23 protein-coding genes and 1 other RNA gene are annotated in these 26,425 nt (G+C 59.9%); 6 read left to right on the top strand and 18 right to left on the bottom strand.

Annotated features, from left to right (window positions below):
- Nucleotides 1-7 precede the first annotated feature (7 nt).
- The 4 genes from ACWGZX_RS09090 to ACWGZX_RS09105 all read left to right on the top strand — a co-directional run bounded on the left by ACWGZX_RS09090 (nucleotide 8) and on the right by ACWGZX_RS09105 (nucleotide 4,249).
- Nucleotides 8-685: a heavy metal response regulator transcription factor gene (locus ACWGZX_RS09090; protein ID WP_007943491.1), complete on the top strand. Its 678-nt coding sequence runs from the start codon at nucleotides 8-10 to the stop codon at nucleotides 683-685.
- Nucleotides 675-2,039, top strand: a complete 1,365-nt coding sequence (locus tag ACWGZX_RS09095; RefSeq protein ID WP_452628099.1) for a heavy metal sensor histidine kinase — start codon at nucleotides 675-677, stop codon at nucleotides 2,037-2,039. Before ACWGZX_RS09090 ends, ACWGZX_RS09095 begins: the two co-directional genes overlap by 11 nt.
- Before the next feature lie 279 nt (nucleotides 2,040-2,318).
- Nucleotides 2,319-2,543 carry a hypothetical protein gene (locus tag ACWGZX_RS09100; RefSeq protein WP_452628100.1) on the top strand — a complete coding sequence of 75 codons (225 nt, stop codon included), beginning with the start codon at nucleotides 2,319-2,321 and terminating at the stop codon, nucleotides 2,541-2,543.
- 203 nt (nucleotides 2,544-2,746) lie between these two features.
- Nucleotides 2,747-4,249, top strand: a complete 1,503-nt coding sequence (locus tag ACWGZX_RS09105) for a diguanylate cyclase (protein WP_452628101.1) — start codon at nucleotides 2,747-2,749, stop codon at nucleotides 4,247-4,249.
- A 205-nt stretch (nucleotides 4,250-4,454) separates the two neighbouring features.
- On the opposite strand, the gene lpxC is transcribed toward ACWGZX_RS09105, so the two are convergent.
- The 18 genes from lpxC to rsmI all read right to left on the bottom strand — a co-directional run bounded on the left by lpxC (nucleotide 4,455) and on the right by rsmI (nucleotide 23,974).
- Nucleotides 4,455-5,366, bottom strand: a complete 912-nt coding sequence (lpxC, locus tag ACWGZX_RS09110) for a UDP-3-O-acyl-N-acetylglucosamine deacetylase (protein WP_007943488.1) — start codon at nucleotides 5,364-5,366, stop codon at nucleotides 4,455-4,457.
- A gap of 112 nt (nucleotides 5,367-5,478) precedes the next feature.
- Entirely contained in the window at nucleotides 5,479-6,672 is a 1,194-nt protein-coding gene (ftsZ, locus tag ACWGZX_RS09115) for a cell division protein FtsZ (RefSeq protein WP_452628102.1), read from the bottom strand.
- 71 nt (nucleotides 6,673-6,743) lie between these two features.
- Nucleotides 6,744-8,003: a cell division protein FtsA gene (ftsA, locus tag ACWGZX_RS09120; RefSeq protein WP_223515261.1), complete on the bottom strand. Its 1,260-nt coding sequence runs from the start codon at nucleotides 8,001-8,003 to the stop codon at nucleotides 6,744-6,746.
- A 15-nt stretch (nucleotides 8,004-8,018) separates the two neighbouring features.
- Nucleotides 8,019-8,888, bottom strand: a complete 870-nt coding sequence (locus ACWGZX_RS09125) for a cell division protein FtsQ/DivIB (protein ID WP_007943484.1) — start codon at nucleotides 8,886-8,888, stop codon at nucleotides 8,019-8,021.
- A gap of 4 nt (nucleotides 8,889-8,892) precedes the next feature.
- Nucleotides 8,893-9,876 carry a D-alanine--D-alanine ligase gene (locus ACWGZX_RS09130; RefSeq protein ID WP_452628103.1) on the bottom strand — a complete coding sequence of 328 codons (984 nt, stop codon included), beginning with the start codon at nucleotides 9,874-9,876 and terminating at the stop codon, nucleotides 8,893-8,895.
- Nucleotides 9,873-11,333 carry a UDP-N-acetylmuramate--L-alanine ligase gene (gene murC, locus ACWGZX_RS09135; protein ID WP_452628104.1) on the bottom strand — a complete coding sequence of 487 codons (1,461 nt, stop codon included), beginning with the start codon at nucleotides 11,331-11,333 and terminating at the stop codon, nucleotides 9,873-9,875. The genes ACWGZX_RS09130 and murC overlap by 4 nt, the downstream gene beginning before the upstream one ends.
- A complete protein-coding gene (gene murG, locus ACWGZX_RS09140; RefSeq protein ID WP_452628105.1) occupies nucleotides 11,326-12,396 on the bottom strand; it encodes an undecaprenyldiphospho-muramoylpentapeptide beta-N-acetylglucosaminyltransferase in 1,071 nt (356 codons plus the stop codon). Before murG ends, murC begins: the two co-directional genes overlap by 8 nt.
- On the bottom strand, nucleotides 12,386-13,603 hold the full coding sequence (ftsW, locus tag ACWGZX_RS09145) for a putative lipid II flippase FtsW (RefSeq protein ID WP_452628106.1): 1,218 nt from the start codon (nucleotides 13,601-13,603) through the stop codon (nucleotides 12,386-12,388). The genes murG and ftsW overlap by 11 nt, the downstream gene beginning before the upstream one ends.
- The gene (gene murD / locus ACWGZX_RS09150; protein ID WP_452628107.1) at nucleotides 13,600-14,946 is read right to left on the bottom strand and encodes a UDP-N-acetylmuramoyl-L-alanine--D-glutamate ligase; all 1,347 of its coding nucleotides are present in this window, start codon (nucleotides 14,944-14,946) and stop codon (nucleotides 13,600-13,602) included. The genes ftsW and murD overlap by 4 nt, the downstream gene beginning before the upstream one ends.
- Before the next feature lie 5 nt (nucleotides 14,947-14,951).
- Nucleotides 14,952-16,034, bottom strand: coding sequence for a phospho-N-acetylmuramoyl-pentapeptide-transferase (gene mraY / locus ACWGZX_RS09155; protein ID WP_027922688.1), 1,083 nt, complete (start codon nucleotides 16,032-16,034; stop codon nucleotides 14,952-14,954).
- On the bottom strand, nucleotides 16,034-17,401 hold the full coding sequence (locus ACWGZX_RS09160; protein ID WP_452628108.1) for a UDP-N-acetylmuramoyl-tripeptide--D-alanyl-D-alanine ligase: 1,368 nt from the start codon (nucleotides 17,399-17,401) through the stop codon (nucleotides 16,034-16,036). Before ACWGZX_RS09160 ends, mraY begins: the two co-directional genes overlap by 1 nt.
- Nucleotides 17,394-18,857 carry a UDP-N-acetylmuramoyl-L-alanyl-D-glutamate--2,6-diaminopimelate ligase gene (locus ACWGZX_RS09165; protein ID WP_452628109.1) on the bottom strand — a complete coding sequence of 488 codons (1,464 nt, stop codon included), beginning with the start codon at nucleotides 18,855-18,857 and terminating at the stop codon, nucleotides 17,394-17,396. The genes ACWGZX_RS09160 and ACWGZX_RS09165 overlap by 8 nt, the downstream gene beginning before the upstream one ends.
- Nucleotides 18,857-20,596 carry a peptidoglycan D,D-transpeptidase FtsI family protein gene (locus ACWGZX_RS09170; RefSeq protein ID WP_452628988.1) on the bottom strand — a complete coding sequence of 580 codons (1,740 nt, stop codon included), beginning with the start codon at nucleotides 20,594-20,596 and terminating at the stop codon, nucleotides 18,857-18,859. Before ACWGZX_RS09170 ends, ACWGZX_RS09165 begins: the two co-directional genes overlap by 1 nt.
- Nucleotides 20,596-20,889, bottom strand: a complete 294-nt coding sequence (gene ftsL, locus ACWGZX_RS09175; RefSeq protein ID WP_007943735.1) for a cell division protein FtsL — start codon at nucleotides 20,887-20,889, stop codon at nucleotides 20,596-20,598. Before ftsL ends, ACWGZX_RS09170 begins: the two co-directional genes overlap by 1 nt.
- Nucleotides 20,886-21,833, bottom strand: coding sequence for a 16S rRNA (cytosine(1402)-N(4))-methyltransferase RsmH (gene rsmH, locus ACWGZX_RS09180; protein ID WP_452628110.1), 948 nt, complete (start codon nucleotides 21,831-21,833; stop codon nucleotides 20,886-20,888). The genes ftsL and rsmH overlap by 4 nt, the downstream gene beginning before the upstream one ends.
- Nucleotides 21,830-22,285 (bottom strand): division/cell wall cluster transcriptional repressor MraZ, encoded by a 456-nt coding sequence (mraZ, locus tag ACWGZX_RS09185; RefSeq protein ID WP_223515300.1) that lies wholly within the window; start codon nucleotides 22,283-22,285, stop codon nucleotides 21,830-21,832. The genes rsmH and mraZ overlap by 4 nt, the downstream gene beginning before the upstream one ends.
- Nucleotides 22,286-22,639: 354 nt before the next feature.
- An RNA gene (gene rnpB, locus ACWGZX_RS09190) (RNase P RNA component class A) lies at nucleotides 22,640-22,993 on the bottom strand.
- 75 nt (nucleotides 22,994-23,068) lie between these two features.
- Nucleotides 23,069-23,974, bottom strand: coding sequence for a 16S rRNA (cytidine(1402)-2'-O)-methyltransferase (gene rsmI, locus ACWGZX_RS09195; protein WP_223515303.1), 906 nt, complete (start codon nucleotides 23,972-23,974; stop codon nucleotides 23,069-23,071).
- A gap of 175 nt (nucleotides 23,975-24,149) precedes the next feature.
- Between rsmI and ACWGZX_RS09200 the strand changes: the two genes are divergently transcribed.
- Both ACWGZX_RS09200 and ACWGZX_RS09205 read left to right on the top strand, forming a co-directional pair.
- Complete coding sequence (locus ACWGZX_RS09200; protein ID WP_452628111.1) at nucleotides 24,150-25,961, top strand: penicillin-binding protein activator; 1,812 nt, start codon at nucleotides 24,150-24,152, stop codon at nucleotides 25,959-25,961.
- Nucleotides 25,961-26,323 (top strand): YraN family protein, encoded by a 363-nt coding sequence (locus ACWGZX_RS09205; RefSeq protein WP_019582357.1) that lies wholly within the window; start codon nucleotides 25,961-25,963, stop codon nucleotides 26,321-26,323. Before ACWGZX_RS09200 ends, ACWGZX_RS09205 begins: the two co-directional genes overlap by 1 nt.
- Nucleotides 26,324-26,425 lie beyond the last annotated feature (102 nt).

The following is a 26,425-nucleotide window of genomic DNA, read 5'->3' on the forward strand; positions in this document are numbered from 1 at the left end:
CGGGGTCATGCGCGTTCTGATTATCGAAGACGAAGAAAAAACCGCGGACTATTTGCACCGCGGCCTGACGGAACAGGGTTACACCGTGGACGTGGCGCGGGACGGCGTTGAAGGCCTGCACCTGGCGCTGGAAAGTGACTACGCGGTGATCGTCCTCGACGTCATGCTGCCGGGCCTCGACGGCTTCGGCGTGTTGCGCGCATTGCGTGCGCGCAAGCAAACCCCGGTGATCATGCTCACCGCCCGCGAGCGCGTCGAAGACCGCATCAAGGGCCTTCGCGACGGTGCCGACGATTACCTTGGCAAGCCCTTTTCCTTCCTTGAACTGGTGGCGCGGTTGCAGGCGCTGACCCGGCGTAGCGGTGGGCACGAACCGGTGCAAGTGAGCATCGCCGACCTGTGGATAGATTTGATCAGCCGCAAGGCTACACGCGCCGGCACACGGCTGGACCTGACCGCCAAAGAGTTTTCGCTGCTCAGTGTGCTGGCCCGTCGGCAAGGTGAAATCCTGTCGAAAACGGCGATTGCCGAGATGGTCTGGGACATCAATTTCGACAGCGACGCCAACGTCGTCGAAGTCGCGATCAAGCGCCTGCGGGCCAAGCTCGACGGGCCGTTCGACGAGAAACTGCTGCACACGATTCGTGGCATGGGTTATGTGCTGGAGAGCCGTGGTGTCCAGTAACTCCATCGCGCTTCGCCTGAGCGGGATGTTTACGCTGGTGGCGCTTTTAGTGTTTTTGTTGATCGGCTGGGCGTTGTATCAGCAGGTCGATAAAGGCTTGGGTTTGCTTCCCGAGGCCGAACTGGATGCGCGCTACAGCGTGCTCGAATCTACAGTCGGCCGTTACGGCACGCCCGAGCATTGGGTGAAGATCAACAACAAGCTCAAGCTGCTTGGCGAAGAAGACAAACGCATCCGTTTCTGGATCGTCAGTGGTGATCCGAACTACGAATACGGCGACCCGACACCGCAGATTCGCGCCTTTGCCGAGGGGTCCCTGGGGATGCGCGACTTGCAGCTGCCGGACCATCCCTACCCGCTGAAAGTACTGGTGAGCCAGTTCCCGGCCAAGGATCAACGCCCACCGCTGCGCTTCATGATCGGCATCGACACCGAGACATTTTTCGAGACTCAGCATCACTTGCTGATCGCATTGATCAGCCTGGCGATTGTCGGTGTGTTATTAGCTTCTGCGCTGGGGTATTGGGTGGCGCGCATTGGTCTCAAGCCTTTGATCAAATTGTCTCAGGAGGCCCAGCGCCTGGCGCCACCGCTGCGTTCCGGGCGACTGCGATTATCGTCGCTGCCGCCGGAACTGAATCAGTTCGTCAATTCGTTCAACTCCACGCTGGAGCGGGTTGAACAGGCGTATTCGCGACTGGAATCGTTCAACGCCGACGTCGCCCATGAGTTGCGTTCGCCGCTGACCAACCTGATCGGGCAAACCCAGGTCGCCCTGACGCGTGGGCGCTCCGCCGAACACTATTTTGAAGTGCTGCAATCGAACCTCGAAGAACTGGAACGACTGCGCTCGATCATCAACGACATGCTGTTCCTCGCCAGCGCCGATCAAGGCAGCAAGGCCACCAAACTGACGTCCACCTCGCTCGCCGATGAAGTGGCGACGACGCTGGAGTACCTGGATTTCATTCTTGAGGATGCGCAGGTTCAGGTGCAAGTCAGCGGTGATGCGCAGGTGCGGATCGAAATCGCCCATCTGCGCCGGGCGTTGATCAATTTGCTGAGCAACGCGGTGCAGCACACTGAGCCTGGGCAAGTGATTCAGGTGCGGATCGAGGTCGAGGAGCATCAGGTGAGTATTGGCGTCGCCAACCCTGGATCACCGATTCCCAGCGAGCATTTACCGCGGCTGTTTGAGCGGTTTTATCGAGTGGATGCGTCGCGCAGCAACAGCGGCAACAATCACGGGTTGGGGCTGGCGATCGTCAAAGCGATTGCCCTGATGCATGGCGGGGATGTGTTTGTGCGCAGTGACCACGGGATGAATACTTTCGGGATTCACCTTCCCGTCTGACCCGATTCATTCCCTTGTGGCGAGGGGGCTTGCCCCCGTCCCAGTGCGCAGCACTGGCAAGATTTCACAAACGCTCAAAGAACTTGGGGCCGCTTCGCAGCCCAACGGGGCGGGGCGGCGTTCCGACAAGCCCCCTCGCCACAAAAAAGATTGCCGTCTACGAACCACTATTGCTTTTGCCGCAATAGTCCTTTCTTCAATTGGCGCTGTTTCCCATTGGCCAAGATCCTTATCTTTGCCCGCACCAAACAGCACTTGCCAAGCAAGAAGGTTTTAAAGATGTCCAACATCAAGGGTATTGCCAGCGCTTTCGTTTTGTCCTCATTGTTCCTGTCTCCGTTCGCCATGGCGGAAGAATCGCAGACGTTCGTCACGCAAAATGCCGCGCGCACCACAGCGTACGATCAGTATCAGAGCGAAATGACGGCTAAGGCTCTGGACGCTGCGCAACCCCCTCAAACATCGATTTCTGCAAGCCAGTCACAGATTGAGAAAGACAGCTGATTCATCGAACGACTCTGTTTCCCTCGACACTTTTCCTCGGCTCTTCCCTTTGAAAAGTTGTCTTCAAAGCCGCTGCTATCAGCGGCTTTTTTTCATTGGGACTACCGCAAGTGCGTTCCCGCTCAATGTCTTCTAAGCTTGAACAAGTAAAGGCCGGCGCGTTTTGCTGGCCTTTTTTATGCGCCTCAACCAGACATCAGCCCATGCCCGTGAGCCGCCCTCCTCCCCCTCCAGGCAAGACCGGTCGACCTGAGCTGATGGTGATGCTTGGCAGTTCGCTGACGGTGATTGCGATTCTCAGCATCGTTGGCTTCCTCCTGATTCGCGAACACGCCAACGCCCAGCAGGCCGCCACCCGTAGCGCGACGACCATTGCGCAGTTGATTGACGCTGACGTGTTGCGCACCGTCGAGCTCTACGACTTGACCCTGCAAGGTCTGATTGCGGCCTCGCAACGGGAAGACCTGAAACAGGTTTCGGCGCAGATACGCCATCTGGTGCTGTTCGACCGCTCCACCACGGCGCGCTTCAAGGGCGATATTCTGTTGCTGGACAAGCACGGTGAAGTGCTTGCCGACTCATCGCTGATCGAGCCCAAGCCCGGTAACTTCGCCGACCGCGACTATTTCCTCGCCCATGCTTTCAACCGTGACACAGGCATGTTCATCAGCCGTCCGTTCAAGCCGCGCTGCGACTGCGACGACAGCGAGGAGTGGCGTATCAGTTTTAGCCGACGCATTTCCTCGTCCAGTGGCGAGTTTTTAGGCGTGGCGGTGGCATCGATGCGCCTCGCGTACTTTGAACAATTATTCAACAGCCTGGACATCGGCAACGACAGTACCCTGAGCATCCTCAATGACGACGGCATTCTGCTGGCGCAAAAGCCTCACCTGATCAACGACCCCATCGGCAAGAACTTCGCCAGTCGGCCCAATGTCGAGCGCATCCTGCGAGAGGGCGCGGGCAGCTTCGACAGCGTGTCGAGCGTCGATCATCAACAACGCCTGTACACTTTTTCGAGGGTCGGCAACCTGCCGTTGACGGTTATCGTCGCCCTCTCGGGCAACGAAGTGTTCGCCACCTGGAAACGCACGGCGGTGGTGATCAGCGGTGCCACCGGCGTGCTGTGCATCGGCCTGCTCTGGCTGACCTGGTTGCTATGCCGCGAGCTTCGCCTGCGCCATCACGCCGAGCAGGAGCTGGTGCTATTGGCTGCCACCGATGCCCTGACCGGCGTCGCCAACCGGCGGACCCTGGATCAAACCCTTCGCCATGAGTGGTTCCGCGCCCAACGTTCGGGTAAGCCGCTGTCGGTACTAATGATCGACGCCGACCACTTCAAGGCGTTCAACGATCGCCATGGCCATAAGGGCGGCGACGATGCGCTACGGGCAGTGGCCAAGGTGATCAGTGCCAATGTCCGGCGGCCTGGAGATTTGGTGGCGCGGTATGGCGGAGAGGAGTTTTCGGTGATCCTGGCGGAAACGGACAGCGCGGGGGCCGGGCTGATTGCTGAAAAAATCCGGGGGGCGGTCTTGCAGATGCCATTGGTGGCGGGCGCTGAAACGCCGATTACTGTCAGTATCGGGATCAGTACCTGGACGACGGAGAAAGAAATGAGTCTGGAGCAGTTGCTGTTTTCGGCGGACAAGGCGTTGTATCAGGCCAAGGCAGGAGGGAGAAATCGGGTGGTGGCTGCGCAGTGAATCCTGCGTTGCGGCGGCGGGCCCCATCGCGGGCAAGCCCGGGTCCCACAAGTAATGCGTCGTACCTAAATCTGCGTCACCCCACATAACCTGTGGGAGCTGGGCTTGCCCGCGATGGGGCCGGAACGAACATCGCATTACTTTCCCGGGGACATAAAAAAAGGCCACCCGAAGGCAGCCCTTAAAAACTAGAGAGGTTTTTTGCTTACACGGCCGCGACAGGACGCATGTAAGAGATCGGTGCAGTGCTGGCGTCTTCGAAAGTCACGACTTCCCAAGCATCTGTCTGCTCAATCAACTTGCGCAGCAGCTGGTTGTTCAATGCATGTCCGGACTTGAAGCCCTTGAACTCACCAATCAGGCTATTGCCCAGCAGGTAGAGGTCACCAATTGCATCGAGGATCTTGTGCTTCACGAATTCGTCTTCATAGCGAAGGCCGTCTTCGTTCAGTACACCATCCGCGTCGACCACAATAGCGTTTTCAACGCTGCCGCCGAGTGCGAGGTTGTGCTTGCGCAGGTACTCGATGTCACTCATGAAACCAAAGGTACGGGCGCGGCTGACTTCTTTTACGAACGAAGTGCTGGAAAAATCCACGCTTGCACTTTGTGTGCGGTTACGGAAAACCGGGTGATCGAAATCGATCTCGAAACTCACCTTGAAGCCTTCGAAAGGGACGAAAGTGGCGCGCTTGTCGCCGTCTTCCACTGTCACTTCCCGCAGGATCCGGATGAACTTCTTCGGTGCGTCCTGTTCTTCCAGGCCGGCCGATTGAATCAGGAATACGAAAGGTCCAGCGCTACCATCCATGATTGGTACTTCGGACGCGGAGAGCTCGACGTAGGCGTTATCGATGCCCAGGCCAGCCATGGCCGAGAGCAAGTGCTCCACCGTGTCCACTTTGACGTCACCGTTGACCAGCGTGGTCGACATAGTGGTTTCGCCAACGTTTTCTGCGCGAGCAGGTATCTGCACCACAGGATCGAGGTCAGCACGACAAAACACAATGCCGGTGTCGATAGGCGCGGGCTTGAGGGTCAGGTATACCTTCTCCCCGGAGTGCAGGCCTACACCTGTGGCACGGATAATATTTTTCAGTGTGCGTTGTTTAATCATGGCTTGGGCCGCTTCAGCGCAAATTGCGAACTGGTATCAACAAAGGCTGGCGATGATAGCAGACCAGACCTTTGCTGAACACCAATCAACTTCATAGCCCTGATACATTCCATCAATCAGCCTGACGACGCAGGAATGCCGGGATGTCCAGGTAGTCCAGATCATCTTGCGGATTCATCTTCGCGGCAGTCGCAGCACCGGCCTGAGCCTGGTTGCGCATGACGGTCGGACGGTCCAGGTCACGGTAGTTTACCGCCGGTTGTTCCTGACGAGCGGGAGCCGATTGTTGCGGCTGGGAGGTCATCGAGGTGTGAACGGTATTGTCGATGACCTTCACAGGCTTCTCGATTTTAGCGCCCAGACCAGTAGCAACCACAGTCACGTGCAACTCATCGCGCATGTCCGGATCGATAACGGTACCGACCTTGACCATCGCGTGCTCGGAGGCGAAGGCTTCAATGATGCTACCCACGTCGGAGTACTCACCCAGGGACAGGTCAGGACCGGCGGTGATGTTCACCAGGATGCCGCGTGCACCTTGCAGGTTCACGTCTTCGAGCAATGGGTTGCGAATGGCCGCTTCGGTGGCCTCGCGCGCGCGGTTCGGACCGCTGGCGCAGCCAGTGCCCATCATCGCCATGCCCATTTCGCTCATCACGGTACGTACGTCGGCGAAGTCGACGTTGATCATGCCCGGACGCTTGATGATGTCGGAAATACCGCGAACGGCACCGGCCAGCACATCGTCAGCCTTGGCGAATGCGGACAGCAGGCTTGCGTCCTTGCCAAGGATGGTCAGCAGTTTCTCGTTGGGAATGGTGATCAACGAGTCGACGCTTTCAGACAGCAGACGGATGCCTTCGTCGGCGATCTGCATGCGCTTGCGACCTTCGAACGGGAACGGACGAGTCACCACCGCAACGGTGAGGATCCCCATTTCCTTGGCCACTTCGGCAATGATTGGCGCCGCACCGGTACCGGTACCGCCGCCCATGCCAGTGGTGATGAACACCATGTTGGTGCCCTGCAGGACTTCGGCAATACGCTCACGGTCTTCGAGAGCGGCCTGACGACCCACTTCAGGGTTGGCGCCGGCGCCAAGACCTTTGGTCACACCGGTACCCAGTTGCAGGATGGTCCGCGCGCCGATGGATTTCAGCGCCTGGGCATCAGTGTTGGCGCAGATGAATTCAACGCCTTCAATGTTGCTCTTGACCATGTGATTCACAGCGTTTCCGCCGCCACCGCCAACACCGATAACTTTAATAACCGGGCTTGCGGGGATGTTGTCTACGAGTTCGAACATTTTCCCTCTCCTTTACATTCTCTAGTTTTTTCGCCTACTGCCTGTTTCTACAACGGTGCCGCGGTAAATCTTTAGAAGTTGCCTTGTACCCAGCTCTTGATGCGATCGAGCAAGGCGGCTTTCGGTTCGTCATTGCTGTAGCTGTCACGGCTGCTGATACCCGAGAACGAAATCCCGTCGGACTGCTTTTGCAGGCCGTACATCAACAGGCCAACGCCTGTGGAATAAATCGGGTTGCGAACCACGTCGTCCAGGCCCTTGACGCCATGCGGCACGCCCAGGCGCACCGGCATGTGGAAAATCTCTTCGGCCAGTTCAGTGGCGCCTTCCATCTTCGCCGTACCACCGGTCAGCACGATGCCGGCCGGGATCAGGTCTTCGTAACCGCTGCGACGCAGTTCGGCCTGGATCAGCGTGAACAGCTCGTCGTAACGCGGCTCGACCACTTCGGCCAGGGCCTGACGGGACAGCTCGCGCGGTGGACGGTCGCCAACGCTTGGGACCTTGATGGTTTCACCGGCACCGGCCAGTTTGGCCAGGGCGCAGGCGTAGCGGATCTTGATTTCTTCGGCGTACTGGGTCGGGGTGCGCAACGCCATGGCGATGTCGTTGGTCACCTGATCGCCCGCAATCGGGATCACGGCGGTGTGACGGATCGCACCTTCGGTGAAGATGGCGATGTCGGTGGTGCCACCGCCGATGTCTACCAGGCACACGCCCAACTCTTTCTCGTCGTCGGTCAGGACCGAATAGGCGGAAGCCAGTTGTTCGAGAATGATGTCGTCGATTTCCAGACCACAACGACGCACGCATTTTTCAATGTTCTGTGCGGCGTTGACGGCGCAAGTGACCACGTGAACCTTGGCTTCCAGACGCACACCGGACATGCCCAGTGGCTCACGGACGCCTTCCTGGTTATCGATCACGTAATCCTGCGGCAAGGTGTGCAGCACGCGCTGGTCCGCCGGGATCGCCACAGCCTGGGCAGCGTCGAGGACGCGCTCAAGGTCGGCCGGACTGACTTCGCGATCACGAATGGCGACGATGCCGTGGGAGTTCAGGCTGCGGATGTGATTGCCGGCCACGCCGACAAACGCCGAGTGAATGCGGCAACCGGCCATCAACTGCGCTTCTTCGATGGCGCGCTGGATCGACTGCACGGTGGATTCGATGTTCACCACCACGCCTTTCTTCAGGCCACGGGACGGATGGGTACCGATCCCGACGATTTCGAGCGTGCCGTCGTCCGCAACCTCGCCGACAAGCGCCACCACCTTGGAGGTGCCGATATCGAGACCGACGATCATTTTGCCGCTTTGCACGTTTGCCATGGGTCCTGCCTCTTCTTAATTCTTCGCGACAGCGGGTTGGGCTGTCGTGGGCGCTACAGGTTCCCGCCAGCCAACAGCGAGGCCGTTGGCGTAGCGCAGATCGATGCGCGCAATGTTCGTAATCTGTTCTTTAAGCGTCTTGTCATAGATGGCGATGAAACGGCGCATCTTCTCCACCAGCTTGCCCCGCCCCAGCAGCAGTTCGATCCCGGGACCGGCACTGCCGGCGCCGGTGGTCAGGAACCAGCTGCCGCGTTCACGCAATTCCAGGCGTGCAATCGAGAAGCCCAGCGGCCTGAGCATCTGGCTCAGCACCTGGTATTGCTGCATCACCTGCTGTTGAGCCCGTTGTGGGCCGAACAGCTGTGGCAAGTGTTCGTAGTTCGCCAGCTCACGCGGGGTGAATGCCTGGCCCTGGTTGTTCAACAGCGATTCATCGCCCCAACGGGCCACCGGCAGTTGTTCTTCCAGGCGGATCACCACTTGATCCGGCCACACCCGGCGCACTTCGGCGTGGGCGATCCATGGCATCGTTTCAAGCTCGGTACGCATGCTCTCCAGGTCGATGGTGAAGAAGCTCGACGCCACGTATGGGGCGATCCGCTGCTGCACGGCTTGCTGGCTGATGTAACTCAAATCGCCCTGCACGTTGATCTTGGTAATCGGCCGGTCGGCGTAAGGCAGCAAACGCTGCGCGCCTTCGTAAGTACCAAACCCCAGCGCAACCAACAGCACCGGCCAGAACAAGGCTTTGAGAAAACCAAAATTGGCTTTCGGCAGGCGCATCGACATCGGCTCTTTGGCCACCATTCGGCTGGCACCCCGTGGCACCGGCTTGCGGCCGGGTGCTGGAGGGGGCTGATGTCTTAGCGATGCGCCTTGCATGGTCTTAACCTCTCGCCGACTCTTGGTTACCGGCAGTGTTGCCGGCAACACTGGCTGCCAGAATGGCCAGAACCAGTTGCTGGAAATCCAGACCGGCGGCACGGGCCGCCATCGGCACCAGGCTGTGATCGGTCATGCCCGGTGCGGTGTTCACTTCCAGGAACCAGAACTGCCCGTCGGCGTCCTGCATCACGTCTGCCCTGCCCCAACCGGCGATACCCAGCGCCTCGCAGGCTTTCGCCGTGAGGTCCATGAGTTCCTTTTCCTTGGTGCTGTCCAGCCCGCACGGAATGCGGTACTGGGTATCGTTGGCGATGTACTTGGCGTCGTAGTCGTAGAAGCTGTGCGTCGTGCCCAGGGCAATCGGAGGCAACACCTGGTCACGCAGGGTGGCGATGGTGAACTCCGGACCATGAATCCATTGCTCGACCAACACTTGCGAATCGTAGGTACTGGCCGCTTTCCAGGCGTCGATCAATTCGGACGCGGAACTCACTTTGGCCATACCGATACTTGAACCTTCATGCGCCGGTTTGACGATCAAAGGGAAGCCCAGTTCCGTCGCTGCCGAAATACAATCGGCTTCGCTGCTCAATACGGCGTGACGCGGCGTCGGAATACCCAGGCTGTGCCAGACCTGTTTGGTGCGCAGCTTGTCCATGGCCAACGCCGAAGCCAGAATGCCGCTGCCGGTGTACGGAATGCCCAGGCATTCGAGCAGGCCTTGCATGCTGCCGTCTTCGCCACCACGACCGTGGAGGATGATGAAGGCGCGGTCGATCTTTTCGTTGAGCAAACGCTGCAACAGGTCATCGCCGACGTCGAGACCGAACGCGTCCACACCGGCACTTTGCAGTGCTGCGAGGACCGCGTTACCCGACTTCAGGGAAACTTCCCGCTCGGCACTCTTGCCGCCGAACAGCACGGCAACGCGGCCGAAGTCTTTCGGCGCGACAGTGGAGACGAGGTTGGCGTAAGCAGCAGTCATTTCAACTTCCCCACGCTTGGCGCGGCAACGGCGCCAGCGAACAACGGACTGTTCAAAAGTTTGGGTGCAAGGCCACCGATATCACCGGCGCCCTGGCACAGCAGGATGTCGCCGGCACGCAGCAGTGGCTTGACCAGCGGCGCGAGGTCGACGCCGCGCTCGATATAGATCGGGTCCAACTGACCGCGCTGACGGATGCTGTTGCACAACTTGCGGCTGTCGGCGCCCGGGATCGGCTCTTCGCCAGCCGGATAGACTTCCATCAACAGCAGGACGTTGGCGTCAGCCAGTACATTGACGAAATCGTCGTACAGGTCGCGGGTGCGGCTGTAACGGTGCGGCTGGTAAACCATCACCAGGCGGCGTTCCGGCCAGCCACCACGCACGGCTTTGATAACCGCGGCGACTTCGGTCGGGTGGTGACCGTAGTCATCGACCAGCATCACGTTGCCGCCTTCGACCGGCAGTTCGCCGTAGACCTGGAAGCGACGACCGACACCCTGGAACCCGGACAGTCCCTGGACGATGGCTTCATCGCTGACACCTTCGTCAGTGGCGATGCAGATGGTAGCCAGCGCGTTCAATACGTTGTGGTTGCCCGGCATGTTCACCGAGACATCCAGCGGCTCGCGATCAGGGCGCAGCACCGTGAAGAAAGTCTGCATGCCTTGCTGACGCACATTGATGGCGCGTACGTCGCAGTCATCGCCGAAGCCGTAAGTGACGGTCGGGCGCTTGACCTGCGGGAGGATTTCACGCACCACCGGATCGTCCAGGCACATCACGGCCAGCCCATAGAACGGCAGGTTGTGAAGGAACTCGACGAAGGTTTTCTTCAGTTTGTTGAAGTCACCGTCGTAGGTCGCCATGTGATCGGCGTCGATGTTGGTGACCACGGCCACCAGCGGCTGCAAGTGCAGGAAACTGGCGTCGCTTTCGTCGGCTTCGGCAATCAGGTAACGGCTGGTGCCGAGCTGGGCATTGGTGCCCGCGGCATTCAGACGACCACCAATGACGAACGTCGGGTCCAGGCCACCGGCCGCGAACACCGAAGCGATCAGGCTGGTGGTGGTGGTTTTACCGTGCGTACCGGCGACCGCGATACCGTGACGGTAGCGCATCAGTTCGGCCAGCATCTCGGCGCGCGGCACCACCGGAATACGGCGCTCCAGCGCAGTCGCGACTTCCGGGTTGGAGGTGTTGACGGCGCTCGACACCACCAGCACATCGGCAGACGCGGCGTTCTCGGCGCGGTGGCCGATAAAGATCTGCGCGCCGAAAGACTCCAGGCGCTCGGTCACTGGCGACGCTTTCAGGTCGGAACCGGACACTTCATAGCCCAGGTTCAACAACACTTCAGCGATACCGCACATGCCCACGCCGCCGATACCGACGAAGTGGATTTTACGGATGCGGCGCATTTCCGGTTGCGGCATGGCTTTCTGATTCTCAACCATGGGCCACCTCCAGACAGGTATCGACCACGTTACGGGTGGCATCGGGTTTGGCCAGGCGGCGTGCCGCGGTGGCCATATCGTTGAGTCGTTGTGGTTGCATCAGGACCTCTGTCAGGCGAGCGGCAAGATCCGCTGCGCCAGTCGTTCTTTGCGGCATCAGGAAGGCAGCGCCTTCACGGGCCAAATAATCGGCGTTGCGGGTCTGGTGATCGTCGATCGCGTGGGGCAAAGGCACCAGCATCGAAGGCAGACCGGCGGCGGCCAGTTCACTGATGGTCAGCGCGCCTGCGCGGCACACCACCAGGTCGGCCCAGCCATAGGCTTGGGCCATGTCTTTGATGAAAGGCTGCACTTGCGCCTCGACGCCAGCCGCGCGATAGCGCTCTGCAGTCACTTCATCGTGGTTTTTTCCGGCCTGATGAAACACTTCCGGGCGCAGGTCGGGGGCGACTTGCGACAGGGCTTCAGGCAGCAATTTGTTCAACGGTTCTGCGCCCAGGCTTCCGCCCAGGATCAGCAAACGCGCCTTGCGACCAGCCAGGGCGGGTCGCGCTGTTTCGAGGAACAGCTCGGTGCGCACCGGGTTACCGGTGGTCCGACGGCTGTCCGACAGGGTAAAGGTGTCGGGGAACGCTTCACAGACCCGGGCGGCCAACGGCACCAGCAACCGATTGGCGGTACCGGCCACGGCGTTTTGTTCGTGAACGATCACCGGTACTCCAGACAGTTTGGCGGCAACACCGCCAGGGCCAGTCACATAACCACCGAAGCCCACCACGCACACCGGCCGCAGCTGACGAATGATCGCCCGCGCCTGCCAGACGGATTTAAGCAACATGAACGGCGCCTTGAGCAAGGACAGCTTGCCCTTGCCGCGCAGACCGCTGGCGTGGATTCGATGCAGCTCGATACCGGCCATCGGCACCAGATCGTTCTCGATGCCACGCGGCGTTCCGAGCCAATGCACGGTGTAACCGCGGGCCTGGAATTCGCGAGCACAGGCCAGCGCAGGGAACACGTGGCCCCCTGTGCCGCCCGCCATGATCAATACGTTAGCGCCCATGGGTCGGCTCCTCGGCGAAGTCGCTCTCATGGAACTCCATCTCTTCACTGCCCAGGTGGGTACGACTCTCCCACTCTATGCGCAGCAACAAGCCGAGACAGGCACCGCAAATCACCAGCGAACTGCCGCCATAACTGAGGAACGGCAGCGTCAGGCCTTTGGTCGGCAGCAGACCGACGTTCACGCCGATGTTGATCAGGAACTGACCGATCCACAGGAACGACAGGCCGTACGCGATGTAGGCGGCGAAGAATTGCTTGGCCTTCTCGGCCCAATAACCAATGTACATGCCACGAATACAGACAAAGGTGAACAGCGCCACGGTGCACAACGAACCCACGGCACCCAGTTCTTCAGCCAGTACCGAGAACACGAAGTCAGTGTGAGCTTCCGGCAGGTAGAACTGTTTCTGCACGCTGTTGCCCAGGCCAACGCCCAGCCACTCGCCGCGACCAAACGCGATCAATGCTTGCGACAACTGATAGCCGGCACCGAACTGGTCGGCCCACGGATCGGCAAAGTTGGTCAGGCGCGCCATTCGATACGGCTGCACTTGAATCAACAACACCACCGCCGCGACGGCCAGGACCACCATCAAGGAAAACCGGAACAGCCCGACCCCGCCAAGGAACAGCATCGCCGCCGCCGCCCCCATCATCACGACGGTGGCACCGAAGTCCGGCTCCATCAGCAACAGCCCTGCCATCGGCAGCAGCACGATGAACGGCTTGAAGAAGCCCATCCAGCTTTCACGCACTTCTTTCTGGCGACGCACCAGATAACCGGCGAGGTAGATCACCACGAACACCTTGGCGATCTCGGAAGGCTGGACGTTGAAGAAACTGAAGCCGATCCAGCGCATCGAACCGTTCACTTCACGCCCGATCCCCGGAACGATCACCATCACCAGCAAACCGAACGCACCCAGCAGCATCAGCCAGCCAAGGCGTTGCCAGGTGGCAATCGGAATCATCATGGTGACGATGCAGGCACCCAGGCCCAGCACCACGTAAATAAGGTGGCGAATCATGTAATACAGCGCACTGCCCGACTGCACCGCCCCCACTTCGGTCGATGCCGATGCAATCATGACCAGCCCCAGGCCGATCAATGCCAGGCAACCGGCGAGCATCGGGAAATCGAGGTCGATACCGCGCCCGGTAATGATTGGCGACGGATAAGGCTTGATGATGTTTTTCAGGCTCATACCAGTTCCTCCACGGCTTGGACGAACTGGTGACCACGGTCTTCGTAGTTCTTGAACATGTCGAAACTGGCGCAGGCAGGTGACAACAGCACTACGTCACCTGGTTCGGCAGCAGCGCGGCATTGCTCCACGGCTTCAACCAGCGAGCTGACGCGAATCAGTGGCACGGCTGCGCCGATGGCCTGGCCGATCTTGTCGGAATCACGGCCCATCAGGATCACGGCGCGGCAGTTGGCTGCCACCGGATCACGCAGATCGTTGAACTCGGCACCCTTGCCGTCGCCGCCGGCGATGAGCACGATCTTGCCGCCGATGTCCGCGCCCAGGCCTTCAATGGCTGCCAGTGCGGCGCCGACGTTAGTGGCTTTGGAATCGTTGTAATAGCCGACGCCATCCAGATCACGAACCCACTGGCAACGATGTTCAAGCCCGGCGAAGGAGCGCAGGGCCGTGAGCATGGCGTCGAATGGCAGACCGACAGCGTGGCCCAGCGCCAAGGCCGCCAAGGCATTGGATTGGTTGTGGGCACCACGGATTTTCAACTCGCGCACCGGCATCAGGTTCTGGAATTCGAAGGCCAGGTACTTCTCGCCATCTTCTTCGCGGATACCGAAGGCCTTGAAATCCGGCTTGCTCAAACCGAAGGTCCAGCACGGCTGGCCCTCGCCCATCAGCGGACGACTCAGGGCGTCCTGACGGTTGACCACAAACTGTTTGGCGCCACGGAAGATACGGTGCTTGGCCAGATGATAGGCCGGCAGACCGCTGTAACGGTCCATGTGGTCTTCGCTGACGTTGAGCACGGTCGCCACTTCGGCGTTAAGTTGATCGGTGGTTTCCAGCTGGAAACTCGACAACTCCATCACGTACAGCTCGATGTCATCGCCAAGCAGGTCCAGTGCCGGCGTACCGAGGTTGCCGCCGACGGCAACTCGCTTGCCCGCCGCGGCCGCCATCTCGCCGACCAGGGTAGTGACGGTGCTTTTCGCGTTGGAACCGCTGATGGCGACAATCGGTGCCTTCGCGTTACGCGCGAACAGCTCGATGTCGCCGGACAATTTCACGCCACGGGCAGCGGCAGCCTGCAGGGCCGGGGTCGCCAGCGCCAGGCCAGGGCTCACGTAGAGCTCGTCGGCACGGCACAGGAACTCGACGTCCAGCTCGCCACAACGCACTTCCACGTGCGGATAGTCACGCTTGAGCGCGGCCAGTTCCGGTGGATTTTCCCGCGTATCGGCGACAGCAAACGACGTGCCCCGGTTCGCCAGGAAGCGAACCAGGGACATGCCGCTCTTGCCGAGGCCGACAACGATGCGGAAGTGGTCAGAAGCGATCAGAGACACTCGTTCTACCTCAGCTTCAGGGTGGCAAGGCCGACCAGGACGAGAATCACGGTGATGATCCAGAAACGGACGATCACGCGTGGCTCAGGCCAGCCCTTGAGTTCAAAGTGGTGGTGAATCGGTGCCATGCGGAACACACGGCGACCGGTCATCTTGAAAGAAGCAACCTGGATGACGACCGACAGGGTCTCCATCACAAACACGCCGCCCATGATGAACAGGACGATTTCCTGACGGACGATCACCGCGATGGTGCCCAGGGCCGCGCCCAGCGCCAGTGCGCCGACGTCGCCCATGAAAACCTGTGCCGGGTAGGTGTTGAACCACAAGAACCCGAGGCCCGCACCGATCAACGCGCCGCAGAACACGATCAGTTCACCCGCGCCCGGTACATAGGGAATCAGCAGGTATTCAGCGAATTTCACGTTACCCGACAGGTAGCAGAAGATCCCCAGACCACCGCCGACCATCACGGTCGGCATGATGGCCAGACCATCGAGGCCGTCAGTCAGGTTGACGGCGTTGCTCGATCCGACGATCACGAAGTAGGTCAGCACGATGAAGCCAGCACCCAACGGAATGCTGTAATCCTTGAGCATCGGCAGAATCAGGGTGGTTTCCACCGGAGTAGCAGCGGTCATATAAAGGAAGACCGCCGCGCCCAGACCAAACACCGACTGCCAGAAGTACTTCCAGCGGCTCGGCAAGCCGCGGGAGTTCTTCTCGATCACTTTGCGGTAATCGTCGACCCAGCCGATGGCGCCGAACAGCAAGGTTACCAGCAGCACAGTCCAGACATAACGGTTGCTCAGGTCAGCCCAGAGCAAGGTGCTGACGCCGATGGACGACAGAATCAGCGCGCCGCCCATGGTCGGAGTACCCGACTTGGACAAGTGCGATTGTGGACCGTCGTTGCGAACGGATTGACCGATCTGACGGTTCTGCAAGGTGCGGATCATCCACGGGCCATAGCACAGCGACAAGACCAACGCGGTCAGCACACCGAGAATCCCGCGCAGGGTCAGGTACTGAAAGACCGCGAAGCCTTTGTAGAACTGTTGCAGATACTCCGCTAGCAGCAGCAGCATTAATGTTTCTCCAGACTGGACCCGCACAAAGCGGCGACGATGTTTTCCATCGCAGCGCTGCGCGAGCCCTTGATCAAAATGGTGGTGTTGGTGTCTTGCTCGGCGCCCAGGGCCTTGATCAGCTCAGCCTGAGTGCTGAAGTGAAAGGCCTGTGGACCGAAAGCGTTTACGGCGTAAACCATGTTGGGTCCGACGGCATACAGCGCGGACACCTTGCCGCGGGCGTATTCACCCACATCGCGGTGCCCCTGCTCCGCCCAATCGCCCAACTCGCCGATATCCCCGAGCACCAGAACGGTGCGACCGGAAAAGCCGGCGAGTATATCAACGGCGGCACACATGGAGGTCGGGTTTGCGTTGTACGTGTCATCAATCACGCGCATGCCATTGGTGGCCAGTTGCGCGACGGTGCGCCCTTTGACCGGTTGCACGGCGGCCAGCCCCGTGGCGATGCCGAACAGCGACACGCCCAAGGCATGAGCGGCAGCGGCGGCAGCCATGGCGTTAGCGACGTTATGCGTGCCGAGCAGGTTCAATTGAACGCGCTCCACACCTTCAGGCGTGTGCAGGTTAAACGCCGGGCATCCGCGAGCGTCGCGGTCCAGGTCGCTGGCGTAGAAGTCGGCACTGAGATTGCTCAGGGCGAACGTCAGCACCTTGCGCCCGGCCGCGCGGGCCTTCCAGATTTCAAACGCCTTGTCGTCGAGATTAAGAACGGCGATGCCATCGGCCTCAAGCCCTTCAATAATTTCGCCTTTGGCTTCAACGATTTTTTCCGGCCCGCCGAACTCGCCAACGTGGGCGGTACCGGCGTTGTTGAGGATGGCCACGTGAGGTTTGGTCATGCCCACGGTGTAGGCAATTTCGCCAAGGCGCGAGGCACCGAGTTCGATCACGGCAGCGGTGTGTTCCGGCGCGAGTTCGAGCAAGGTCAGCGGTACGCCGAGGTCGTTGTTCAGGTTGCCACGGGTGGCCAACACCGGACCGCGCGTGCGCAGGATGCTCGCGAGCATTTCCTTGACCGTGGTCTTGCCGCTGGAACCGGTGACGGCCGCGACCGGGTTGGTGAACGCCGCACGGTTCAGTGCACCCAGTTGGCCGAGAGCCTGGCGGGTGTCATTGACCAGTAGCTGTGGCAGCATGCTGCCAGCGACTTCACGTTCGACCAACGCAGCGACGGCGCCTTTGGCTGCGACATCGTTCAAATAGTCGTGACCGTCGAAACGCGGGCCAGTCAGGGCAATAAACAGTTGGCCGGGCTTGATTGCACGGCTGTCGATGCTGACGCCATCAAACGTGGTGTCGGCAGTGATCAGGCGAGCATTCAGCGCGCCAGTCAGTTCGCTCAACTTCAAGGCTTTAAGCATGGGCCACCTCCCACGCGCTCAGGGCATGATCGGCCTCGACCAGATCGGAGAAGTCGTGACGCTCGCCGTTGATTTCCTGATAGTCCTCGTGACCTTTACCGGCCAGAACAATCACATCATCCACCGAAGCGCTGGCGATCAACTGGGCAATCGCCTGGCCCCGGCCTGCCACGAAAGTCACTTTATCCACAGCCTTGAAACCGGCGCGGATGTCATCGAAGATCACAGCCGGGTCTTCGGTGCGCGGATTGTCATCGGTCACCAGCACGCCATCGGCCAGACGCTCAACCACTTCAGCCATCAGCGGACGCTTGCCGCGATCACGATCGCCGCCGCAGCCGAACAGGCACAGCAAGCGACCTTTGGCATGTGGACGCAGGGCCATCAATACTTTTTCCAGCGCGTCCGGGGTGTGCGCGTAATCGACCACCACCAGCGGCTGAGTACCGCCACCCAGGCGCTGCATGCGGCCAGCCGGGCCTTCGAGCTTCGGCAGGATGTGGAGGATTTCGTCCAGCGCGTAATCCAGACCGAGCAAGGCGCCGACCGCAGCCAGTACATTGCTCAGGTTGAAACGACCGAGCAAGGCGCTGCGCAAATGGTGCTCGCCCTGAGGCGTCACCAACGTGGCGCGCACACCTTCGTCGTCGAATTGCGCTTCACGGCAATACAGGTAGGCGCTGGTGTCTTCCAGGCTGTAGGTGATCAAACGCGACTCACCCTTTTCGGCGGCCAGTTGGCGGCCGAATTCGTCGTCGAGGTTAACCACCCGGCACTTCAAATCGTTCCAGGCAAACAGCCTGGCCTTGGCTTCGCCGTAGGCCTGCATGGTGCCGTGGTAATCGAGGTGATCGCGGGACAGGTTGGTCATCACCGCCACATCAAACGCCAGCGCGGTCACGCGGCCCTGATCCAGACCGTGAGAAGAGACTTCCATGGCAACGGCTTTGGCGCCGGCCTTTTTCAGGTCGGCCAGAGTCGCTTGCACGGCGATCGGGTTCGGCGTGGTGTGCAGACCGCTTTCCAGCGCGCCGTAGAAACCGGAGCCCAGCGTGCCAACGATGCCGCAGTGTTGGCCTAGCAGATCGAGCGCCTGGGCCACTAGTTGAGTCACGCTGGTTTTGCCGTTGGTGCCGGTCACGCCAATCAGATTCAAGTGACGGCTCGGGTCGCCATAAAAACGCCCGGCGATGTCCGACAGCTGCGCCGCCAGGCCTTTGACCGGAATCAGCGGCACTTCGGTGATCGGCAATACGGTTGCGCCTTCGACTTCATAAGCCACAGCGGCAGCGCCGCGTTGCAGGGCGTCGGCGATGTGCGCGCGACCGTCGAAGCGTCCGCCCGGGACGGCGAGAAACAGATCGCCAGCGCGCACGTTGCGGCTGTCGAGTGCCAATTCGCGGATCAACAGATCGCGACCGGCGTGGGCGAAAATCTTGTTCAGACTCAGAGACATCAGCCGCGCCCTCCATTGGCTTTCAGCGGTACGACGGGGGTAGCATTCGCGGTTTCAGTCGGCGGCAGGTTGTCCGGCGTAATGTTCATCAGGCGCAGTGTCCCGGACATCACTTTGCTGAACACTGGCGCCGAGACCAGACCACCGAAGTAACCGGCCTTGGTCGGTTCATCGATGACCACGACGATCGCGTAACGCGGATCGCTCATCGGCCCGAAACCTGCGAACAGCGAGCGGTAAGAGTTCTCGGCGTAGCCTTTGGTGCCCACCGACGTCTTGCGCGCAGTACCCGACTTGCCAGCAACGTGATACGCCGGCACTTGCGCACGGAATACACCGCGCGGCGCTTCGATCACTTGGGTCAGCATGGTTTGCATGGTTTTCGAGACGGCTTCCGGCAGCACTTGCGTGGTCTGCGGCGCCTTGTCGGTTTTGATCAGGGTCAAGGGTGCGAGGCGACCGTCGTTGGCCAGCGCCGAAAAGGCGTGAACCAGCTGAATCGCGGTCACGGAAACACCGTAGCCGTAAGACAGCGTGGCGGTTTCAGCCTTGCGCCATTCGCGGTAGTTCGGCAGGTTGCCGACGCGTTCGCCCGGGAACCCGAGGCCGGTGTCCTGGCCGAGGCCGAGTTTTTGCGCCAGACGGAAAATCGTCTCGCCGCCGATATCGAACGCGACCTTACTCATGCCGACGTTACTGGAATTGATCAGAATGCCGGTCAGGTCGAGTACCGGACCTTCGGACTTCGATACGTCCTTGATGGTGTACTTACCAATCTGCAAGGTGCCTGGATACACCTCGACGGTATCGCTCGGCTTCCAGCGCCCGGTTTCAATTGCGGCGCTCATGGAGACGGCCTTCATGGTCGAACCCGGTTCGAACACGTCGATCATCGCGCGGTTACGCATCATCGCCGGTTGCAGGTTGCGACGGTTGTTCGGGTTGTAGGTTGGCTGGTTGACCATGGCCAGGATTTCGCCGGTCTTCACGTCCATGATCACCAGGCTGCCCGCCTTGGCGCCGTTCTCGATGATCGCGTTACGCAGTTCGCGGTTGGCCAGATATTGCAGGCGCAGGTCAATGGACAACGCCAAGGGCTTGCCGGCCTTGGCGTTTTTGGTGACCTGGACATCTTTGATCAGCCTTCCGCGCCGATCTTTGATGACTTGACGCTTGCCGGGGACCCCGGCGAGCCATTCGTCATAGGCCAGCTCGACCCCTTCACGACCGTGGTCATCGATGTCGGTAAATCCAACCATGTGCGCGGTGACTTCACCGGCCGGGTAGAAACGCCGGAACTCTTCAATACCGTAGACGCCCGGTACTTTCAGATCGAGCACGGACTGGCCCTGCTCGGGGGTCAGCCCGCGTACCAGGTAAATGAATTCTTTGTTGGCCTGGGCTTCGAGACGTTCAGCCAGGGCTTTAGGGTCCTGACCCAGCGCGGCCGCCAGTGCCGGCCACTTCTCTTTGGCCGTTTGCATTTCCTTGGCGTTGGCCCACAGCGTGGTGACTGGGGTACTCACGGCCAAAGGCTCGCCGTTACGGTCGGTGATCAGACCACGGTGAGCCGGAATCGGAATATGACGAACGCTACGCGCATCGCCTTGACCTTTAAGGAAGGCACGGTCGACGACTTGCAGGTCGATGATGCGCCAGGAAATCGCCGCGACCATGATACCGAGCAATCCGACCACCACGCGGAAACGCCATGGGAACATTGCGCCTTCGAGTTTCATCATGGCGCCACCATCTTCACTTCAGCTGCGCCGGGAATGCGCATCTTCAGCTGTTCGGAGGCCAGTACTTCGATACGGCTATGGGCGGTCCAGGTGCTCTGTTCAAGGATCAAACGGCCCCACTCGGCCTGCGCCTTGTCGCGCACGCTCAACTCGTTGTACAGCGAGTTCAACAGCTGACGGTTCCAGTGAGCGCTGTACGAAACGCCGATCGCTGAAACAAGCACGCCTGCAAACAACAGCAGCATGAAAAAGCTTCCGCCGGGCAGTGGCTTGGCGAAAAGCTTGCTCACCGCAGCTTCTCCGCCACGCGCATGACGGCGCTACGGGAACGTGGGTTGGCTTTGAGTTCGGCCTCGGAGGCGGACTTGGCTTTGCCATGGATTTTGATGATCGGTTCGAAAGCGACGTGACGTACCGGCAGGTTGCGCGGCAAGTTGTCGGCTTCACCTTTAACCAGTTTGCGCATGAACAGTTTGACGATGCGGTCTTCCAGCGAATGGAAGCTGATAACGACCAGACGGCCGCCGACTTCCAGGCATTCCAGTGCGGCTTCGAGGCCGGCTTCCAGATCGCCCAGTTCGTTGTTGACGTGAATGCGCAGGCCCTGGAACGCACGGGTCGCCGGGTTCTTGCCTTTTTCCCACGCCGGGTTGGCGACTTTCAGGACTTCGGCCAGGTCCGCGGTGCGCTCGAACGGCTTGATGTCGCGGCGCTCGGCCACGGCTCGGGCCATACGACCGGAGAAACGTTCTTCGCCATATTCCTTGAACACGCGAGCGATTTCTTCTACCGGTGCGGTGTTGACGAACTCCGCAGCGCTGATCCCGCGGGATGGGTCCATGCGCATGTCCAGCGGGCCGTCATTGAGGAAACTGAAGCCGCGTTCAGGGTCGTCGAGCTGCGGCGAAGACACGCCGAGGTCGAGCAAAATACCACTGACCTTGCCGGCCAGACCGCGCTCGGCGACTTCCGAACCCAGCTCGGCAAAGCTGCGCTGCACAACGACAAAGCGGCCGTCTTCGGCCGCTAGCGTCTGCCCGGTGGCAATCGCTTGAGGATCTTTATCAAATCCAAGCAACCGGCCATCGGGACCCAGCTGGCTCAAGATCAGCCGGCTGTGCCCGCCGCGCCCGAACGTGCCGTCCAGATAGCAGCCATCAGGACGTACGGCGAGAGCCTCGACGGCTTCGTCAAGCAGTACGGTGATGTGGTTAAAGCCGCTATCAATAGTCACAGGATCAAATCACGCAGTTCATCAGGCATAGAGCCCGGTTGTTGAATAGCAGCCAGGTCAGCGGCAGAAACCGCATCCCAGGCATCCTCGTCCCACAATTGGAACTTGTTCAGTTGGCCTACCAACATCGCGCGCTTATCCAACTTGGCATATTCACGAAGACGCGGCGGAACCAGAAAACGACCACTGCCATCGAGTTCGAGGTCGACGGCATTACCAATCAGTAAACGTTGCAGGCGGCGGTTCTCTTCGCGAAGCGAAGGCAGTGCGCGCAGTTTGGTTTCAATAACTTCCCACTCATCGAGGGGGTAAACACACAAACATGGATCAACGGCGTCAATTGTGACGATTAACTGACCTGAACTACGCGAAACGAGCTCGTCACGGTACCGGCTCGGCATGGCGAGTCGGCCCTTTGCATCGAGACTGATAGCGTTAGCTCCGCGAAACACGTCAGCGTCTCTCCAAATTTTAGCGTTTTACGCTCAAAAAACCCACTTCATGCCACTTTCCGCCACTTGTGCACACTATAGGAATGCGGCCACCGCACCGTCAAGGCGCGGATTAAAGGAAAACCCTTACAGAACTGAGATTTAGGAGCGTAGGAGGAGGTGTTACGGAAATCCGACGTGTCATCACACTCAATAACTTGAGTCAGCACAGAGAGCTGCGCTCGGAAGTTAAAGTAGTTTGTTAAGAGTAAGATTTTTTTGGTATTACGAAAGTGCTTCTGCTGATGATTCGGTAAGGAGGGAATTTGCCACTACCAGCGCCCTGTTCAAAGATTCAAACAGGGAGGAAAAAAGGTGGAGAGTCGATCTGTAAGCCGGGTTCTGTCTTGAACAGTCATTCGTCTACGATGGCCATCACTGGACATCTTTAGCAACCTACCCGGTCCCAGCGCGGGCCACGCCTTGGGACCCTATTTGGTCTTGCTCCAAGTGGGGTTTACCTAGCCACGAACTGTTGCCAGACGTGCGGTGCGCTCTTACCGCACCTTTTCACCCTTACCGGCGCCGAAGCGCTTAGGCGGTTATTTTCTGTGGCACTTTCCGTAGGCTCACGCCTCCCAGGCATTACCTGGCACTTCGCCCTATGGAGCCCGGACTTTCCTCCCCCCCCTAATTTTCATAGAGGGCAGCGACTGTCCGATCGACTCTCCGCCGCAAAGGTTAACGGCAGAGCGGCCGAAGAACAAGCGCTAAACGCCTTTGACCCCTCCTGCACGTCGGGTTTTACTCGCCCTTCTGCTTATCCAGCGCAACCTGATACAGCACATTCTTGCGCTCGCCGGTGATTTGCGCAGCCAAGGCGGCCGCACGTTTGAGCGGCATCTCTTCGAGCAACAGGTTGAGGATGCGCATCGCTTCGCTGCTGACCGCGTCTTCGGTCTCAGGTGCAGCCCAGCCGGCCACCAGCACCACACATTCACCGCGCTGCTGATTGCTGTCCGACTCGACGAACTCACGCAACTCGGCCAACGGCAGGCCTTTGAGGGTTTCAAAGGTTTTAGTGATTTCACGAGCCAGCAACGCCTGACGCTCGCCACCGAACACCAGCTCCATGTCTTGCAGGCATTCAAGAATGCGGTGCGGAGCTTCGTAGAAAATCAGCGTGCGCGGCTCTTCCTTTACCAGCTCAAGACGAGCCCGGCGACCGACCGCCTTGGCCGGCAGGAAGCCCTCAAAGATAAACCGGTCGGATGGCAAACCCGCCGCCGACAGCGCCGCGATCAATGCGCAGGCTCCTGGAACCGGCACCACATTGATCCCCGCAGCACGGGCCTGACGCACCAAGTGATACCCGGGATCAGAAATCAACGGCGTGCCGGCATCGGATATCAGCGCCACGTCGTCGCCTGCCAGCAGACGCGTGATAAAGCGGCTACCTTCATCCCGCTCGTTGTGTTCGTGACACGCCGCCAGCGGCGTGGGTATACCGAAATGCTGCATCAATCGCTGGGAGTGGCGAGTGTCTTCGGCGGCAATCAACGCCACCTCACGAAGGATCTTCAGCGCACGCGCACTGATGTCGTCCAGGTTGCCGATGGGCGTCGCCACCACATAAAGCGAGCCAGCAGCGGAATTCAAAGCACCTGGAGCAGTCAAAGCGCACACCTCATGATCGGTAAAAAGTGACATTGTAGCGCGTAGCGCGCTCGCGATACGCCTGGCCCTTCCCGGGTTTTCCCGCCTTTTGTGCAGTGCTGCAACATTTACACGAGCTAAATTGATCGATTCACGCCAGTAACATCGCGCCCCGGCCAGTGCTTGGGTACAATTCCACGCTAATTTGATCGAGTAACAGGAACACTACATGATCGCTTGCCTGCGGCTGTTTACTGCCCTCTGCCTCGCTGCCTTGCTGGCGGCTTGCGCCAGCTCGCCCTCCTCCAGCCTTGGCGAAGTTCCACGGACCCCGAATGCCAGCGTCGAGCAACTGCTCGGGCAGGCCAATCAAAGCAAAGACCCGGAAGAAGCTGCCCTGCTGCGCCTGAGCGCCGCAGACGTGGCCTACCGCCAAGGGAATGCCGGCCAGTCCGCGCAAATCCTGCAGCAGGTTCCGGTCGAGCAACTCAAGCCAGGCCCACAAGTCTTCGCCAGTACGCTGGCGGCGGAACTGGCGATGGTGCGCAACCAGCCCAAAGCGGCGCTGACGGCCTTGAGCCATCCGAGCTTGCAACGCCTGAGCGAGCTGCCGGCTGAGCAACAGGTTCGCACCGGCACAGTCCATGCCCGCGCCCTTGAAGCAGATGGCCAGACGCTGGCTGCCGCACGGGAGCGTATTTTTATCGCGCCAATGCTGAGCGGTGAAGCGGCCAGCAAAAACCACGATGCGATCTGGATCCTGATCGCCTCCCTGCCCACCGACCAACTGCAGCCCACCACCTCCGACGACCTCGGCGGCTGGATGAGCCTGGCACTGGCGGTGAAAACGGCCGGGACGCTGGAGCAGCAACAAGCAGCAATCGACAACTGGCGCGCGCAAAACCCTAAACACCCGGCCGCCATTCATCTGCCATTGGCACTGACCAACCTCAAGGACCTGGCCAGCCAACCCCTGAGCAAGATTGCCCTGCTGCTGCCACAAGACGGCCAGCTGGCGTCGGTCGGCAAAGCATTGCGCGAAGGCTTCATGGCCGCTTACTACCAGGCCCAACAAACTGGCCAGAAGCCACCCGCCATCGAGTTTTATGACAGCTCGAAGCTGACGTCGATGGACGAGTTCTACCGCAAAGCCCAGGCCGATGGCGTGCAACTGGTGGTCGGCCCGCTGGAAAAACCACTGGTTAAACAGCTCAGCGCCCGCCCGCAATTGCCGATCACCACCCTGGCGCTGAACTACAGCGAAGGCGAACAAGGCCCGGCGCAACTGTTTCAGTTTGGCCTGGCCGCTGAAGACGAAGCCCGCGAAGTGTCTCGCCGCGCGCGCGCCGATGGCCTGCATCGCGCCGCGATCATGGTGCCAAAAGGCGAATGGGGCGATCGCGTACTCCGCGCATTCAGCCAGGACTGGCAAGCCAACGGCGGCACCATCGTTGTCACCGAGCGCGTAGACCAACCGGTTCAACTGGCCCAGCAGATTGCTGACATGTTCCAACTGCGCCAGAGCGAAGGCCGCGCGAAAAGCCTGCAAAGCACCGTCGGCTCACAGGTCGCCGCCCAGCCTTCGCGTCGCCAGGACATTGAATTCATCTTCCTGGCCGCCACTCCGCAACAGGCTCAACAGATCAAACCGACCCTGAACTTCCAGTACGCAGGTGATGTGCCGGTTTACGCCACCTCCCACGTGTACAGTGCCAGCGGCGACGTGAATCAGTACAACGACATGAACGGCATTCGCTTCTGCGAAACTCCGTGGTTGCTGGACGCCAATGATCCGCTGCGCAGGCAGGTTACGGCTCAATGGCCACAAGCCTCCGGCAGCCTCGGTCGCCTGTATGCCATGGGCGTCGATGCTTACCGCCTGGCGCCACGCCTGGGGCAACTCAAAGCCTTGCCGGACAGCCGCCTCGAAGGTCAGTCGGGTAGCCTGAGCTTGACTCAGAACCAACGCGTCGTGCGTCAGCTGCCGTGGGCTCAATTCGTCAATGGCCAGGTTCAACGCCTGCCAAGTACTCCGAACTGATGCCTGACAGGTCACGCCAGCAAAGCGGTAAAGATGCCGAGCGCCATGCGCTCGAGCATCTTCAACAACAAGGTCTGCGCCTGCTGGCGCAGAACTGGTTGTGTAAACGCGGCGAGCTTGATCTGGTCATGCTTGATGGCGATACAGTAGTATTCGTTGAAGTCCGCTACAGAAAAAACACCCAATGGGGTGGCGCGCTCGATAGCATCGATGAGCGCAAACGGCAGAAACTGATTTTCGCTGCACAGTATTTTCTTCAGCGCGAGTCGCGTTGGGCCAATTCCCCTTGCCGCTTCGACGTGGTTGCCATCGACAGCAACCTTGATCAGTTGAACTGGTTGCAGAATGCCTTCGACAGTTGATCGCTTGCGCCCCGAACCGGACACTTTCACCCAACACTTTTGCTCTTTGCATTGCGGGCTGCACATTCATGTGCCGAGTAGCCGCGCTAATTAAGGTCACAC

It is taken from the genome of Pseudomonas sp. CLCA07 (assembly GCF_053615335.1).